At 60.6% G+C, this 16,407-nt stretch carries 13 protein-coding genes and 2 tRNA genes; 12 read left to right on the top strand and 3 right to left on the bottom strand.

The window, feature by feature from the left end; translation table 11 throughout:
- Positions 1–29: 29 nt before the first annotated feature.
- The 12 genes from tpiA (at position 30) to ACZ9A3_RS19970 (ending at position 10,947) form a co-directional block, all read left to right on the top strand.
- The gene (gene tpiA / locus ACZ9A3_RS20025) at positions 30–785 is read left to right on the top strand and encodes a triose-phosphate isomerase (protein ID WP_045199723.1); all 756 of its coding nucleotides are present in this window, start codon (positions 30–32) and stop codon (positions 783–785) included.
- Between the two features lie 3 nt (positions 786–788).
- On the top strand, positions 789–1,175 hold the full coding sequence (secG, locus tag ACZ9A3_RS20020; RefSeq protein ID WP_038998663.1) for a preprotein translocase subunit SecG: 387 nt from the start codon (positions 789–791) through the stop codon (positions 1,173–1,175).
- Positions 1,176–1,194: 19 nt separating this feature from the next.
- Positions 1,195–1,280: transfer RNA gene (locus ACZ9A3_RS20015), tRNA-Leu, on the top strand.
- Between the two features lie 97 nt (positions 1,281–1,377).
- Positions 1,378–1,454 (top strand) — tRNA-Met (locus ACZ9A3_RS20010).
- A gap of 129 nt (positions 1,455–1,583) precedes the next feature.
- A complete protein-coding gene (gene rimP / locus ACZ9A3_RS20005; protein WP_045200046.1) occupies positions 1,584–2,042 on the top strand; it encodes a ribosome maturation factor RimP in 459 nt (152 codons plus the stop codon).
- Positions 2,043–2,101: 59 nt separating this feature from the next.
- Positions 2,102–3,583 carry a transcription termination factor NusA gene (gene nusA / locus ACZ9A3_RS20000; RefSeq protein WP_010222981.1) on the top strand — a complete coding sequence of 494 codons (1,482 nt, stop codon included), beginning with the start codon at positions 2,102–2,104 and terminating at the stop codon, positions 3,581–3,583.
- Positions 3,584–3,610: 27 nt separating this feature from the next.
- Positions 3,611–6,115, top strand: coding sequence for a translation initiation factor IF-2 (infB, locus tag ACZ9A3_RS19995; RefSeq protein ID WP_045199720.1), 2,505 nt, complete (start codon positions 3,611–3,613; stop codon positions 6,113–6,115).
- Positions 6,116–6,236: 121 nt separating this feature from the next.
- Positions 6,237–6,638, top strand: coding sequence for a 30S ribosome-binding factor RbfA (gene rbfA / locus ACZ9A3_RS19990; protein WP_045199718.1), 402 nt, complete (start codon positions 6,237–6,239; stop codon positions 6,636–6,638).
- 3 nt (positions 6,639–6,641) lie between these two features.
- Positions 6,642–7,559, top strand: coding sequence for a tRNA pseudouridine(55) synthase TruB (truB, locus tag ACZ9A3_RS19985; RefSeq protein ID WP_010222984.1), 918 nt, complete (start codon positions 6,642–6,644; stop codon positions 7,557–7,559).
- Between the two features lie 153 nt (positions 7,560–7,712).
- Positions 7,713–7,982 carry a 30S ribosomal protein S15 gene (gene rpsO / locus ACZ9A3_RS19980; RefSeq protein ID WP_010222985.1) on the top strand — a complete coding sequence of 90 codons (270 nt, stop codon included), beginning with the start codon at positions 7,713–7,715 and terminating at the stop codon, positions 7,980–7,982.
- A gap of 250 nt (positions 7,983–8,232) precedes the next feature.
- Positions 8,233–10,338 (top strand): polyribonucleotide nucleotidyltransferase, encoded by a 2,106-nt coding sequence (pnp, locus tag ACZ9A3_RS19975; protein WP_093379310.1) that lies wholly within the window; start codon positions 8,233–8,235, stop codon positions 10,336–10,338.
- A 258-nt stretch (positions 10,339–10,596) separates the two neighbouring features.
- Complete coding sequence (locus ACZ9A3_RS19970) at positions 10,597–10,947, top strand: BON domain-containing protein (protein WP_045199715.1); 351 nt, start codon at positions 10,597–10,599, stop codon at positions 10,945–10,947.
- Between the two features lie 127 nt (positions 10,948–11,074).
- Here the strand turns inward: ACZ9A3_RS19970 and ACZ9A3_RS19965 are convergent, their stop codons facing one another.
- The 3 genes from ACZ9A3_RS19965 to ACZ9A3_RS19955 form a co-directional block, all read right to left on the bottom strand.
- Positions 11,075–14,056, bottom strand: a complete 2,982-nt coding sequence (locus ACZ9A3_RS19965) for a DUF748 domain-containing protein (RefSeq protein WP_476253049.1) — start codon at positions 14,054–14,056, stop codon at positions 11,075–11,077.
- Positions 14,057–14,102: 46 nt separating this feature from the next.
- The gene (locus ACZ9A3_RS19960) at positions 14,103–15,119 is read right to left on the bottom strand and encodes a class I SAM-dependent rRNA methyltransferase (protein ID WP_476253048.1); all 1,017 of its coding nucleotides are present in this window, start codon (positions 15,117–15,119) and stop codon (positions 14,103–14,105) included.
- Between the two features lie 79 nt (positions 15,120–15,198).
- Complete coding sequence (locus ACZ9A3_RS19955) at positions 15,199–16,377, bottom strand: acetyl-CoA C-acetyltransferase (RefSeq protein WP_093379319.1); 1,179 nt, start codon at positions 16,375–16,377, stop codon at positions 15,199–15,201.
- Positions 16,378–16,407 lie beyond the last annotated feature (30 nt).

Raw genomic sequence — 16,407 nt, 5'->3', positions numbered from 1 at the left:
TGCGCCCTCTTTGACCGACGAGGTACAGCATGCGTCGCCCTATGGTAGCTGGTAACTGGAAGATGCACGGTACCCGCGCCAGCGTCGCTGAGCTGATCAAGGGCTTGAGTAATCTCGCCCTGCCGAGCGGTGTCGAGGTCGCGGTGTTTCCCCCCGCCCTGTACATCAATCAGGTAATTGATGGCGTACAAGGCAAGGCGATCGCCGTCGGCGCTCAGAATTCTGCGGTACAGCCTGAGCAAGGCGCACTGACCGGTGAGATTGCACCGAGTCAACTGGCCGAGGCAGGTTGCGAGCTGGTACTGATTGGGCACTCCGAACGCCGCCAGATCATTGGCGAGAACGACGAAGTCCTCAATCGCAAGTTCGCTGCGGCACAGGCTTGCGGTTTGAAGCCGGTGCTCTGTGTAGGGGAAACCCTCGAAGAGCGCGAAGCGGGTAAAACGCTTGAGATTGTCGGGCGTCAGCTGGACAGCGTCATCGAAGCGTTCGGTGTCGAAGTCTTCGCCAGTGCGGTGATTGCCTATGAGCCTGTATGGGCCATCGGTACAGGGCTGACGGCCTCGCCACAGCAGGCTCAGGATGTGCATAAAGCCATTCGCGAGCAGCTGGCGGCAAAGAACCCGGAAGTCGCAGCGAATGTGCGGCTTCTATACGGCGGCAGCGTGAAGGCGGCCAATGCGGCTGAACTGTTCGGCATGCCGGATATCGATGGGGGCCTGATTGGTGGGGCTTCCCTGAACGCAGACGAATTCGGTGCAATTTGTCGCGCCGCAGGAAACTGAAAAATGCTGGAAACAGTGATCGTTGTTTTGCATCTGTTGGGCGCGCTGGGTTTGGTAGTGCTGGTGTTGCTGCAACAGGGTAAAGGTGCGGAAGCGGGTGCATCTTTCGGCGCAGGTGCTTCAAATACTGTGTTCGGAAGCCAAGGTTCTGCTACCTTTCTGAGTAAGTTTACTGCTATACTAGCTGCCTCTTTCTTCTTAACTGCTCTTGGGTTAGGATACTTTGCTAAGGAGAAAGCTCACGAGCTGACTCAAGTAGGGTTGCCAGATCCAGCGGTCTTGGAAGTGAAGCAGCAAAAGCCGGCAACAGATGATGTACCGGTGCTCCAGGAGCAGAAGAGCGAAGCCACTAACACTGGCGATGTTCCTCCCGCTCAAGAGCAGAAGTAACGGGTTTCAAAGTAGTATTGCCGAGGTGGTGGAATTGGTAGACACGCAACCTTGAGGTGGTTGTGCCCATAGGGTGTAGGGGTTCGAGTCCCCTTCTCGGTACCAATTGAAACAAGACAGCCCGCTACAGCGGGCTTTCTTGTAGGTGGAGGTTAGATTGACCCTGTCGGGGTTCGGTCGTATACTTTCGCCCCAGCTTTGTCGCGGGGTGGAGCAGTCTGGTAGCTCGTCGGGCTCATAACCCGAAGGTCGTTGGTTCAAATCCAGCCCCCGCAACCAGTTTCAGCGGAGCCCCTTTTGCAGGGGCTTTTTCTTGGCTGAACAGTCATAACGCCGGTATTCAACGGCGTATCAGGGATGGGCGCTTTGCCCATTTTTTATTTGCATAGCATGCACGAGGGGGTTCAGGTGTCGAGCAAGCTAGAACAGTTGCAGGCCTTGTTGGCCCCGGTGGTCGAGGCTCTTGGCTATCAATGCTGGGGGATCGAATTCATCTCTCAAGGCAAACATTCGGTACTGCGTATCTATATCGATAAAGAGGATGGAATCCTGGTTGATGACTGCGCGATTGTCAGTCGTCAAATCAGCGGTGTTCTCGATGTCGAAGATCCGATCAGTTCCGAGTACACCCTTGAAGTGTCCTCTCCTGGCATGGAACGCCCACTGTTCACCTTGGAACAGTTCGCTTCGCATGCCGGTGAACAAGTGAAGATCAAGCTGCGTACGCCCTTTGAAGGTCGTCGTAACTTTCAGGGCCTTCTCCGTGGCGTGGAGGAGCAGGATGTTGTGGTCCAGGTGGATAACAACGAATTCCTGTTGCCGATCGACTCGATCGACAAGGCCAACATTATTCCCAGTTTTGACTGAGACGTGCCGGATCCCGCGGACCGCGCGGATCCAATGGCTTGCGAAAGGCGAGGCGTACGATGAGCAAAGAAGTACTGCTGGTTGTTGAGTCGGTATCCAACGAAAAGGGCGTACCGGCCGGCGTAATTTTTGAAGCGCTGGAAGTGGCCCTGGCCACTGCAACCAAAAAACGTTTTGACGACGAAGTCGACCTGCGTGTGGAAATCAACCGCCACACCGGTAGCTACGAAACCTTCCGTCGCTGGACTGTCGTCGAAGAAAAGGATCTGGACGATCCGGCGATCGAAGTGTGGCCAGCGAAGATTCAGGACACCCATCCTGAAGCCAAGGTCGGTGACGTGATCGAAGAGAAGATCGAGTCGATCGAGTTCGGCCGCATTGCCGCCCAGACCGCCAAGCAAGTCATCGTCCAGAAGGTCCGTGAAGCCGAGCGCGCTCAAGTGGTAGATGCCTACCGCGAGCGTCTGGGCGAGATCATCTCCGGCACCGTCAAGAAGGTCACCCGTGACAACGTCATCGTTGACCTGGGCAACAACGCCGAAGCGTTGCTGGCCCGTGAAGACATCATCTCCCGCGAGACTTTCCGTGTCGGTGTGCGCCTGCGTGCACTGCTCAAGGAAATCCGCACCGAGAACCGCGGCCCGCAGTTGATCCTGTCGCGTACCGCGCCACAGATGCTGATCGAACTGTTCCGCATCGAAGTGCCGGAAATCGCCGAGGGCCTGATCGAAGTCATGGCCGCGTCCCGTGATCCGGGTTCGCGCGCCAAGATCGCCGTGCGCTCCAAGGACAAACGCATCGACCCGCAAGGTGCCTGTATCGGCATGCGCGGTTCGCGTGTCCAGGCGGTGTCCGGTGAACTGGGTGGCGAGCGTGTGGACATCGTCCTCTGGGACGACAACCCTGCACAGTTCGTCATCAACGCCATGTCGCCGGCTGAAGTCGCGGCGATCATCGTCGATGAAGACGCCCACGCCATGGACATCGCCGTGGGTGCCGACAACCTGGCCCAGGCGATTGGCCGTGGTGGCCAGAACGTGCGCCTGGCCAGTCAGTTGACCGGCTGGACCCTGAACGTGATGACCGAATCGGACATCCAGGCCAAGCAGCAAGCTGAAACCGGTGACATCCTGCGCAACTTCATCGACGAGCTGGAAGTCGACGAAGAGCTGGCACAGGTGCTGGTCGATGAAGGCTTCACCAGCCTGGAAGAGATTGCCTACGTACCGCTGGAAGAAATGCTCAACATCGACGGCTTTGACGAAGACATCGTCAACGAGCTTCGTGCTCGCGCCAAGGATCGCCTGTTGACCAAAGCCATCGCTACTGAGGAAAAGCTGGCAGACGCCCATCCGGCCGAAGACCTGCTCTCGCTTGAGGGTATGGACAAGGATTTGGCGATGGAACTGGCGGTGCGCGGCGTAGTTACCCGCGAAGACCTGGCCGAGCAGTCGATTGATGACCTGCTCGACATCGACGGCATCGACCAAGAGCGTGCCGGCAAGTTGATCATGGCCGCCCGAGCCCACTGGTTCGAGTAATTAGGCGCGGCCTGAGGAGAGAAGTGCATGACGCAAGTCACGGTGAAAGAATTGGCCCAAGAGGTCGCTGCACCGGTAGAGCGCCTGCTGCAGCAGATGCGTGAGGCAGGTCTGCCGCACACCGACGCCGGTCAGGTAGTGACCGACAATGAGAAGCAGGCATTGCTGGCTCATTTGAAGAGCAGCCACAAGGCAAAAGTGGAAGAGCCGCGCAAGATCACCTTGCAGCGCAAAACCACCAGCACCCTGCGTGTCGCCGGTAGCAAGAGCATCAGCGTAGAAGTACGCAAGAAGAAAGTATTCGTTCAGCGCAGCCCGGAAGAAATCCAGGCCGAGCAGAAGCGCGAGCTGGAAGAGCGCCGTGCAGCGGAAAACGCTGCCCGCGAAAAGGCCGATGCCGAAGCACGTCAGCGTGCCGAGGAAGAGTCCCGTCGCCAGCCAGCCGCTGCCAACGCCGCACCGGCTGCTGCCGCTGCGCCGGCTCCAGCGCCTGTAATCGAAGCCGCAGCCGCCGATGCTCCGGCACCGGTTGCCGAGCGCAAGAAAGACGACGTGCGTCGCAGCGACAAGTCGCGTGACGACGAGCGCCGTGGCGGCGAGCGCCGTAACGAAGCGCCGCGTGTTTCGGTCAAGGTCAAGGAAAAGGAAAAGGCGCCTACCCCGCGTGCCGCTCCGCGTACCACCGACGAAGAAAGCGATGGCTTCCGTCGTGGTGGCCGTGGCAAGGGCAAGCCGAAGAAGCGCAACGCCCACGGTTTCCAGAACCCGACCGGTCCGGTTATCCGCGACGTGCAGATCGGCGAGACCATCACGGTTTCCGACCTGGCCAACCAGATGTCCGTCAAGGGCGCTGAAGTGGTCAAGTTCATGTTCAAACTGGGCACTCCGGTGACCATCAACCAGGTGCTCGACCAGGAGACAGCTCAGCTGATCGCCGAAGAGCTGGGCCACAAGGTCACCCTGGTCAGCGACACCGCCCTGGAAGATTCCCTGGCCGAGTCGTTGAAGTTCGAAGGCGAGACCTTCTCCCGTGCACCAGTCGTGACCGTAATGGGCCACGTTGACCACGGTAAGACCTCGCTGCTCGACTACATCCGTCGTGCCAAGGTTGCTGCTGGCGAAGCCGGTGGTATTACCCAGCACATCGGTGCGTACCACGTGGAAACCGACCGCGGCATGGTCACCTTCCTCGACACCCCTGGCCACGCCGCGTTTACCGCCATGCGTGCCCGTGGTGCCAAGGCGACCGACATCGTGATCCTGGTGGTTGCGGCGGACGACGGCGTGATGCCGCAAACCCGCGAAGCGGTCCAGCACGCCAAGGCTGCCGGTGTTCCGCTGGTGGTTGCGGTGAACAAGATCGACAAGCCAGGTGCCGACCTCGATCGTATCCGTAACGAACTGGCCGTCGAAGGCGTCACTTCCGAGGACTGGGGTGGAGATACTCCGTTCGTCAAGGTGTCGGCGAAGATGGGTACCGGTGTCGACGAACTGCTCGAAGCGGTCCTGCTGCAAGCCGAGATCCTCGAACTCAAGGCCACTCCATCGGCTCCAGGTCGTGGTGTGGTAGTTGAATCGCGTCTGGACAAGGGCCGTGGCCCGGTGGCTACCGTACTGGTTCAGGACGGTACCCTGCGTCAGGGCGACATGGTCCTGTGCGGTTCGAACTACGGTCGCGTACGGGCCATGCTCGACGAGAACGGCAAGCCTGTTAAGGAAGCCGGCCCGTCGATCCCGGTCGAGATCCTCGGCCTGGATGGCACTCCGGACGCCGGTGACGAGCTGTCGGTAGTGGCTGACGAGAAGAAAGCCCGTGAAGTTGCCCTGTTCCGTCAAGGCAAGTTCCGCGAGGTCAAGCTGGCTCGCGCTCACGCTGGCAAACTCGAGAACATCTTCGAGAACATGGGCCAGGAAGAGAAGAAGACCCTCAACATCGTGCTCAAGTCCGATGTTCGTGGTTCTCTCGAGGCCCTGCAGGGCTCCCTGAGCGGCCTGGGCAACGACGAAGTACAGGTTCGCGTGATTGGCGGCGGTGTCGGTGGTATCACCGAGAGCGATGCCAACCTGGCCCTGGCGTCCAATGCAGTACTGTTCGGCTTCAACGTGCGTGCCGATGCCGGCGCGCGCAAGATCGTCGAGCAGGAAGGTCTGGATATGCGTTACTACAACGTGATCTACGACATCATTGAAGACGTCAAGAAAGCCCTGACCGGCATGCTCGGCAGCGATGTTCGCGAGAACATCCTGGGTATCGCCGAAGTGCGTGACGTGTTCCGTTCGCCGAAGTTCGGCGCCATCGCCGGCTGCATGGTTGTCGAGGGTGTGGTCTACCGCAACCGTCCGATCCGCGTACTGCGCGAGGACGTGGTGATCTTCGAAGGCGAGCTGGAATCGCTGCGTCGCTTCAAGGACGATGCGTCCGAAGTACGTGCCGGCATGGAATGCGGTATCGGCGTCAAGAGCTACAACGACGTCAAGGTCGGCGACAAGATCGAAGTCTTCGAGAAAGTCCAAGTGGCTCGTACGCTCTAAGCCGCGAGCATGGGAACCGCCAATCGCCCGCCCCAGGGCGCCGCTTGGCGGCTCTGAACGCAACGCCCGGTCCGGCTCTAGCCTGGCCGGGCGTTTGCCGCTTTAGTTACAGGTAGCAAAAATGGCAAAAGAATATAGCCGTACCCAACGCATCGGCGATCAGATCCAGCGCGAGCTGGCCCAGTTGATCCGTCGTGAAGTCAAGGACCCGCGCGTCGGCGTGGTCACCATTACCGCTGTGGATGTCAGCCGCGATGTCGGCCATGCCAAGGTGTTCATCACCTCCATGGGCCAGGAAGGCGCGGAAGACATCAAGCAGACCCTCAAGGTGCTCAACGGCGCGGCCAGTTTCCTGCGCGTGCACCTGGGCAAGGAAATGCAACTGCGCAGCGTGCCGCAACTGCATTTCCACTATGACGAAAGCATCAGTCGCGGTGCCCACCTGTCGGCCCTGATCGAGCGCGCCGTCGCCGAAGACAAGCTGCACCAGGCTGCCGACACGCCCCTGGACACCAAGGAGTAAGCGGTGGCTCAGGTCAAGCGTATCCGTCGTAACGTCAGCGGCATCATCCTGCTCGACAAGCCGTTGGGGTTCACCTCCAACGCTGCCCTGCAGAAGGTCCGCTGGCTGCTCAATGCCGAAAAGGCCGGGCACACCGGCAGCCTCGATCCACTGGCCAGCGGCGTGCTGCCGCTGTGCTTCGGTGAGGCGACCAAGTTCTCGCAATACCTGCTCGATTCCGACAAGGGCTACGAGACGGTCATGCAACTGGGTCAGACCACCACCACGGGCGACGCCGAAGGTGAAGTGCTGAAAACCCGTGACGTGACCGTTGGTCGCGCCGATATCGAAGCGGTTTTGCCACAATTTCGTGGTCAAATCAGCCAGATACCGCCGATGTACTCGGCCCTCAAGCGTGACGGCCAGCCGCTGTACAAGCTTGCCCGTGCAGGTGAAGTAGTGGAGCGCGAGGCGCGTTCTGTTACTATTAACCGCTTGGAATTGCTCGAGTGCGAAGGCACCCGTGTCCGGTTGTCGGTCGGCTGCAGCAAAGGCACCTACATCCGCACCCTGGTCGAGGACATCGGCGAGGTGCTCGGTTGCGGAGCCTATGTCGCTGAACTGCGTCGTACGCACGCCGGTCCTTTCGAGCTGGCCCAGACCGTGACCCTCGAAGAACTCGAAGCGGTCCACGCCGAAGGTGGCAACGAAGCGGTCGATCGTTTCCTGATGCCATCGGACAGCGGTCTGCTGGACTGGCCACTGTTGCAGTTCTCCGAGCACAGTGCGTTCTACTGGCTCAATGGTCAGCCGGTCAGAGCCCCCGACGCGCCGAAGTTCGGCATGGTCCGGGTACAGGATCACAACGGTCGCTTCATCGGCATCGGTGAAGTGAGCGAAGACGGGCGCATCGCGCCGCGTCGCTTGATTCGGTCAGAATGATCGAAACCTTCAGTGTCAGGCCCAGGCCTGGCACTGGTGGTAAAGAGGATGGCTGTTAATAGGCACGGTCACGCCTCACTTTATGAATACAGGGAGCAGTCCCTGGCCTATTGGAAGCCGTTTGTTCGGTTTCCCTTGATTTGGAGAAGCCAGATGGCACTCAGCGTTGAAGAAAAAGCAAAGATCGTTGGCGAATACCAGCAAGCCGCCGGTGACACCGGTAGCCCGGAAGTACAGGTTGCTCTGCTGACCGCCAACATCAACAAGCTGCAAGGCCACTTCAAGGCCAACGGCAAAGACCACCACTCCCGTCGTGGTCTGATCCGCATGGTTAACCAGCGTCGCAAGCTGCTGGACTACCTGAAAGGCAAGGACACCACCCGTTACAGCGCCCTGATCGGTCGTCTGGGTCTGCGTCGCTAATAGCGGCCTGGCCAGTGGTGTGCACGGCGTGCTGCAGTCACCGCACGGAGCCTTTGGCCCCCGTGTCGGTGAGCACGCCTTGCCTATCTATGAGGTTGGCTGTCTGTCTCGCCTGAGCGGTTTACCGCGAGGGCAGGGCAGGCTCCCAACCTCTAGTTTTATCTGGACTGCCAACAGGGCCGATTCCCTGTTCTGCCCAAGAATTCGCAAGAACCCGTTCCCCCAGAGCCACTGAAAAAGGTAGGAAACCGTGAACCCGGTAATCAAGAAATTCCAGTTCGGTCAATCGACCGTTACCCTCGAGACGGGCCGTATTGCTCGTCAAGCGTCCGGCGCCGTATTGGTCACCGTCGACAACGATGTCACCGTACTGGTGACCGTGGTCGGTGCCAAACAGGCCGATCCAGGCAAAGGCTTCTTCCCCCTGTCCGTTCACTATCAGGAAAAGACCTACGCCGCCGGCAAGATCCCTGGTGGTTTCTTCAAGCGTGAAGGCCGTCCTTCCGAGAAAGAGACCCTGACCTCGCGTCTGATCGACCGTCCGATCCGTCCGCTGTTCCCGGAAGGCTTCATGAACGAAGTGCAGGTTGTCTGCACCGTCGTTTCCACCAGCAAGAAGACCGATCCGGACATCGCTGCGATGATCGGTACCTCGGCTGCCCTGGCCATCTCCGGCATTCCGTTCGAAGGCCCGATCGGCGCCGCCCGCGTTGCTTTCCACGAAAGCACCGGCTACCTGCTGAACCCGACCTACGAGCAACTGGCTGCCTCGAGCCTGGACATGGTCGTTGCCGGTACCTCCGACGCCGTACTGATGGTTGAATCGGAAGCCAAAGAGCTGACCGAAGACCAGATGCTGGGCGCCGTACTGTTCGCCCACGATGAATTCCAGGCTGTGATCCAGGCTGTCAAAGAGCTGGCCGCCGAAGCTGCCAAGCCGACCTGGGACTGGACTGCCAAGGCCGAGAACACCCCTCTGCTGAGCGCCATCCGTGGCGAATTCGGTGCTGCGGTTTCCGACGCCTACACCATCACCGTCAAGGCTGACCGTTACGCTCGCCTGGGCGAACTGCGCGAGCAAGTGATCGCCCAGTTCTCCGGTGAAGAAGGCCAACCTTCGGCTTCCGAAGTCAAAGAAATCTTCGGCGAAATCGAATACCGCACCGTTCGCGAAAACATCGTCAACGGCAAGCCACGTATCGACGGCCGCGACACCAAGACCGTACGTCCGCTGAACATCGAAGTCGGCGTACTGCCAAAGACCCACGGTTCGGCGCTGTTCACCCGTGGCGAAACCCAGGCCCTGGTCGTTGCGACCCTGGGTACTGCCCGTGACGCCCAGCTTTTGGATACCCTCGAAGGCGAGAAGAAAGACCCCTTCATGCTGCACTACAACTTCCCGCCGTTCTCGGTCGGCGAGTGTGGTCGCATGGGCGGTGCTGGCCGTCGCGAAATCGGTCACGGCCGTCTGGCCCGCCGTTCGGTCCAGGCCATGCTGCCTGCTGCCGACGTGTTCCCGTACACCATCCGCGTTGTTTCGGAAATCACCGAATCCAACGGTTCCAGCTCGATGGCTTCGGTCTGTGGTGCATCCCTGGCACTGATGGACGCTGGTGTGCCGATGAAGGCGCCGGTTGCCGGTATCGCCATGGGCCTGGTTAAAGAAGGCGAGAAATTCGCCATTCTGACCGACATCCTCGGTGACGAAGACCACCTGGGCGACATGGACTTCAAGGTAGCCGGTACCGCCAAAGGTGTTACCGCGCTGCAGATGGACATCAAGATCAACGGCATCACCGAAGAGATCATGGAAATCGCCCTGGGCCAGGCCCTGGAAGCGCGCCTGAACATCCTCGGCCAGATGAACCAGATCATTGGTCAGTCCCGTAGCGAACTGTCGGAAAACGCTCCGACCATGATCGCCATGAAGATCGACACCGACAAGATCCGTGACGTCATCGGTAAAGGCGGCGCGACCATCCGTGCCATCTGCGAAGAAACCAAGGCTTCGATCGACATCGAAGACGACGGTTCGATCAAGATCTTCGGTGAGACCAAAGACGCCGCTGAAGCTGCTCGCCAGCGCGTTCTGAGCATCACTGCCGAGGCCGAGATCGGCAAGATCTACGTCGGTAAGGTTGAGCGCATCGTCGACTTCGGTGCCTTCGTCAACATCTTGCCTGGCAAGGACGGTCTGGTTCACATCTCGATGCTGAGCGATGCTCGCGTCGAGAAAGTGACCGACATCCTCAAAGAAGGCCAGGAAGTTGAAGTACTGGTACTGGACGTGGACAACCGCGGCCGTATCAAGCTGTCGATCAAGGACGTTGCCGCTGCCAAGGCATCGGGCGTCTAAGATCGCCGCTTAAGAAAAAGGACCCTTCGGGGTCCTTTTTTTATGCCTGCAGAAATTGTCTTGCGGACTTGCATCTTGCATGCAGGATTTTGCCACTGCTTGCAAAATGCACGATCCAGTTTTTTGCTTGATTAGATAAGTTACTGTTTTATAAGGAGAAAATTATTCACAAAAGCTGGCACAGGCCCTGCAATAGTATTCATACCCCTGCTGCCAGGACTTACGGCGCAGACTTTTCGAAAAACAGGAGTGTCTCGTATGAAGAAGTTCGCTATTGCTGCCGCTACTGCCACCGCCCTGACCCTGACCCTGGCTAACGCGGCGTTTGCCCAACAGCCTTCCCAGGCTCCGCTGACCGTTGCTGCTGGTGAAGTTACCAAAGCAAAAGAAGCGACCTCCGACACCTGGATCACCACCAAGGTCAAAGCTGACCTGATGACCGAGAAAGGCATTCCGGGTACCGACATCAAGGTCGAAACCAACAAAGGCGTGGTCTCCCTGTCTTCCGAGGTTGCCGTGACCGATTCGCAGAAAGACATGGCGGTCGCTATCGCCAAAAAAATCAAAGGCGTTCAAGCCGTCTCGGCTGATGGCCTGAAAAGCAACTAAGGCGTTTGTCCCGACTCGCTGACCCTTACAGGTTCATGCGAAAGACCAAAAGGACTTGGTCACTCAAAGCCCCGGCACTGGTTGCCGGGGCTTCTTTTTTGGGGGAAAGGAGGGGAAGAAGAGGTGGTTATTCCGCGTCCAGATGCAGCGGCGAGATCACTCGGCCATCCGCCTCGGCCTGGCCCAGGCTGGCATCGACGAAGTACACCCGGTCATCCGCCAGCTGGCCTTTATCTACCAGGTAGTCCTTGATACTGCTGGCCCGGGCCTGACCCAACTGACGCAGCAGCAGGGCGCTTTCGCCCCAGGACTTGAGCACGGCATCGCGCAACTGGGTGGTGCGCTGTTCGCGATCGAGTTGTTCCCACTCCGCTGGAGGCTGTTTCTTCATGCGGGTACGGTAGATGCCTTCAAGCATCGCCGGCTTGTCGCCATCCGGCACCTTCAGCTCGGAGGCCTGGGCTGGCACCTTGTCGCCGCGGCGCTGGAGGATCTTGTAGTAGGTACTCTGGTACTCACGCTCCAGGCGCTGCTGGGCAATCAACGGTCCGTCGCTGCTCTGGGCGCTGGTGCCTTCGATCTCCAGGCGCAAGGCAGGGCGCTCTTTGAGCGCTGTCGCCAGCTTGTCCAGGGCGCTTTGCGCATCCGGGCCCAGGTCGCTGGAGCCAGCGGCAAAGGCGACGTTGCCCAGGTCCTGGGAATCGCCGCCGCTGACCAGCCCGCCGATGAACTTGAAGGGCGCCTGGGCCGCGCGCAGCACCAGGTTGCGCAGGGTCTGCCAGACAATCGGCATGACGCTGAACTGCGGGTCATTGAGGTCGCCAGTCACCGGTAGCTCGATGGAGATCTTGCCGTCGGTGTCCTTGAGCAAGGCCACTGCCAGGCGAATCGGCAGGTCCACCGCATCCGGGCTGTCGACCTTCTCACCCAGCTGCAGTTGCTCGACCACTACCTTGTTCTCGGCCTTGAGCTTGCCTTGGGTGATCACGTAGTGCAGGTCGATGTTCAGCCGGCCCTTACGAATGCGAAAACCGGCGAACTTGCCCGAGTAAGGCGTCAGGGTGGTCAGCTCGACGCGTTTGAAGCTGGTGGCGATGTCCAGGGCGGCCATCGGGTCGAAGGGGTTCAGCGAGCCTTTGATGGTCACCGGTGCATAGCGATCGACCTTGCCCTTGATATCGACCTTGGCAGGTTTCGGCTGACGGTTGTCGATGGTGCCGATCTGGCCGTTGAGCTGCTGGATGGCGGTGGCGAAGTTCGGGGTCAGGCTGAAGTCGGCAAAGTTGGCCGAACCGTCATTGATATCGATTTCACCGATACGGATGCCCAGTGGTTTTTCCGCAGGCGCCTTGGCTTTGGCCGGCGCCTTGGACTGCGCGGTAGCCGGTTGCGGGATCAGCAGGTCATCGACGTTGGTGGTGCGGTCTTCGTTGATCATGAAGCGCGCGTAGGGCTGCTTGAGGGTCACTTTGCCGATGCTCAGGGCGTCACCGTGGCGGTACGACAGACCGTCGAGGTTCAGTTGCTGCCATTTGACGAAGTCGCGATCCTTGATGGTGTCCAGGGTGTGCAGCTGGTTGACCTGGGCCTTGCCGTCAATGCTGAAGGCCAGCGGCTCGGTGCTCTTGAGGTCGACGTTGAGGTCGCTGCCGAGCATGCCGCTGCGCAGTTCCAGGCGGATGTACGGGCTGATGTAGGCCTGGGCGACACGCAGGTCGATGTCCTGGGTGTTGACCTTGAGCTTGGCGCTCACCGGCGCCAGGTTGACCTCACCGGCCGCCTGCAGCTTGCCTTGCTTGCCGACACCGGTGTCGAGCTTGAGGGTGAAGGGCGACTGGTTGAGGCTGTCGAAATTCTGCAGGTCGAGGTTCAGCGGGCCAACCTCGAGGGCGACCGGTTGTTTCTGCGAGCGGTCGGCCAGGTGTACCTGGTAATTGCGCAGTTGCACGTCCTTGAGCAGCACTTGCCATGGCTTGCTCGGTGCCTCGGCGGCGGCCTTTTCCTTGGCATCCGGCTCGGCGGCGGCAGGTTCGGCTTTCTCTTTGGCCGTGGCTTTGGCCGGCTGGCTGGCGAACAGCTTCTGCCAGTCGAGCTGGCCATCGGACTCTACTGCCGCCCAGGTTTCGAGCTTTTCGCTGCGGATCTTGCCAACGGTGACCCGCTGCTTGGCCAGGTCAATCGAGGTTTCGCTGACATCCAGGCGCGCCAGGCGTGCCAGCGGGCGGCCATCCGGTGCCTTGATGGCAAAGGGTGCGATGCTCACCGAGGTGTTGTCCAGCAGCAGCTCGGTTTCCTTGGACAGGTTCAGCTTGTAGTGGGTATCGAGGCTGACCACGCCTTCTTCCAGCACCAGCGGCACGGCATCGCGCACATAAGGCCAGAAAGCTTTCATCTTGCCGTCGGTGACCTTCAGGGTGCCTTCGGAGGCGATCGGTACCAGGCTGAAGTTGCCGGCCCAGTCGATGCGCCCGCCCGCCGGACCATTGGCCACCAGGGTCATTTCGGTACTGTCTTCGGGCAGGGTGCTGAGGTTCTTCAGTTCCAGGTTCATCGAGTCGTAGAGAAACTCGATCGGCTCGCTCGGGCGCAGGTCCTGGAAATGCAGGTAGCCTTCGCTGAGCTTGATACTGCCGATGCGCAGCGGGAACGGATCGCCGGCGGGTTCTTGCGGCTTGGGCTCGCTCGGCGGCAGCTTGAACAGTTGCGTCAGGTTGAGGCTGCCGTCCTTGGCGAACAGCAGCTCGGTACGCGCCTTGTCCAGCTCGACACTGTCCAGGTGCAGGGCACCGCTCCACAGGCTGTTGATTTGCAGGTTGGCGTACAGGCGTTCGAAGCCGACCTGCTCTTTGCCCGGCTCGCCGATCTGCAGGCCCCAGAGGGTCAGTTCGAGGCTGAACGGGTTGAGCTCGATCCGCTGCAGGTGCGCCGGCACCGTGGCGTAACTGGCCAGTTGCTGGTTGGCGATACGCAGGGCAACCCCTGGGAGAATCAGAAAGCCTAGCAGGCTGTACAAGGCCACTGCGGCCAGCATGGCGCCGAGGGCGCGTTTCAATCCTTTGGGCATGTGTGGCGTCGTCTGTCTCGAACGGGAGTGCTTGGAGTATGGCACGTAAAAACGGTTCCGAAGCTACTCCGAAAATTAACGAAATTTTGTTTCAGAGCTGAAGAATCAAGGTCTTCAGTGGCGGCTGGCCATCCTGCGACGGAAAGTCGCCGGCAGGTTTGAGCACTTGCCAGTCGCGTACCGGGCGCCCGGCTTTCTCGGCGCAGCGCAGCACTTGCTCGCGCCAGTCGTCGAGACTGACCTTGGCCAGGTTGTTACAGCAAATCAGTACACCGTCGTCGGCGGTGCTCAACAGGGCCGGCTTGAGCAGGCTCTGGTAGTCGCGCAGCAGGTCGACGGTGCCGAAGGCGCTCTTGGCCCAGGCCGGCGGGTCGAGGAACACCAGGTCGAACTGGCGCTGCTCCAGGCGCGGATACGGCGGCAGCTTGTGGCCGCGACGCTGGCTGACCGGCAAGCCGGCGAACTGGCGGATCGCCGGAAAGTAATCGGACTGGATAAAGCTCATCGGCAACAGTTGCGGGTTGAGTGCGCCGTTCTCCTTGCCGACCGCCAGGTTGCCTTCGGCGAAGTCCAGGTTGCACACCTCGCGCGCGCCGCCCGCTGCGGCGCTGAGGCCGACGCCGCAGGTATAGGCAAAGAGGTTGAGCACGCTTTTGCCGGCACTGTGCTGCTTGACCCAGCCACGGGCATTGCGCAGGTCGAGGAACAGTAGCGGATCCTGCCCGGCATGGCGGCCACGTATCCGGTAGTTCAGGCCCCATTCGTGACCGACATGATCGGCCAGCGCGGCCTCGCTCGCCTGATACACCGGGTCGCGACGATCGATGCGGCTGTTGCCCTGGGAGCGGTCGTTGTAGACCAACAGCAGTTCCAGGCCCAGGTGCGCTTGCACCGCCGCGTGCAGCTCCAGCAAGGCGCCGGTCTCAAGGCTTTGGTGGAAGCTTTGCACCAGCAACTGCGGGCCATAGCGGTCGATGGTCAGGCCGCTGGCGCCTTCCTGGCTGCCATGGAACAGGCGATAGCAGTCGGTGCCCTGGGCATGCAGTTCGGCGAGAAGGCCCTGGCGGGCGTCGAGGGCGGCGCGCAGCGCCTGATTCAAGAGGGACATGCACGTGGCCTTGGTTTGCGGACGTGCAGTTTATCAGTTCAGGCCAGGGGAGGGGCCGTTGCAGCCCCTCCCGCAGTGATCAGCGCTCGATCGCCAGGGCCACGCCCTGACCACCGCCGATGCACAGGGTCGCCAGGCCTTTGCTGACGTCACGCTTGATCATTTCGTGCAGCAAAGTTACCAGCACCCGGCAACCCGAGGCGCCAATCGGGTGCCCCAGGGCAATCGCGCCGCCATTGACGTTGACCTTGCTGGCGTCCCAGCCCAGCTCCTTGCCCACCGACAGGGCCTGGGCGGCAAAGGCTTCGTTGGCCTCGATCAGATCGAGGTCGCTCAACTGCCAGCCGGCCTTGTCCAGGCAGCGGCGGGTGGCGCTGACCGGGCCGATGCCCATGATCGCCGGATCAACCCCGGCGTTGGCGTAGGCCTTGATCCGCGCCAGGATCGGCAGGCCCAGCTGTTGCGCCTTGGCCGCACTCATCAGCAGTACCGCTGCCGCACCGTCGTTGAGCGACGAGGCGTTACCGGCTGTTACCGTGCCGTCTTTCTTGAACGCCGGCTTGAGCTTGCCCAGCGACTCGGCGGTAGTGCCGGCGCGGGGTTGCTCGTCGGTGGCGAAGGCTACCGGCTCGCCCTTGCGCTGCGGAATCAGGATCGGGGTGATTTCGTCGACGAAGCGCCGGGCTTCGATGGCTGCGGCGGCTTTCTGCTGCGAGGCGGCGGCGAAGGCGTCCTGTTCTTCCCGGCTGATGCCGTATTTTTCCACCAGGTTCTCGGCGGTGATGCCCATGTGGTAGTCGTTGAACGCATCCCACAGGCCGTCGCTGATCATGCTGTCGATCAGTGTGCTGTGGCCCATGCGTAGGCCGGTACGGGCACCCGGCATGACGTAGTTGGCCAGGCTCATGTTTTCCTGGCCGCCGGCGATGATCACCTCGGCATCGCCGCAGCGAATTGCCTGGGTCGCCAGGTGCAGGGCCTTGAGGCCCGAGCCGCAGACCTTGTTCAGGGTCATGGCCGGTACCGCGTGGGGCAGGCCGGCCTTGATCGCGGCCTGACGCGCCGGGTTCTGCCCGGCACCGGCGGTCAGTACCTGGCCGAGGATGACTTCATCGACCAGTTCGGCATCGATGCCGGTCTGGGTCAGCAACTGGCGGATCACCGCAGCGCCGAGGTCGACGGCAGGAATGTTGGCCAGCGCCCCCTGGTAGCTCCCGACAGCAGTACGGGTGGCGGCAACGATTACGACATCTTGCATGGCGCGGGTCCTCACTCTTATTGGATTTGG

This window comes from Pseudomonas sp. TE4620, from assembly GCF_056279045.1.
The sequence above is the reverse complement of the archived record's forward strand: the minus strand, read 5'-3'. Positions and strand labels throughout refer to the sequence as shown.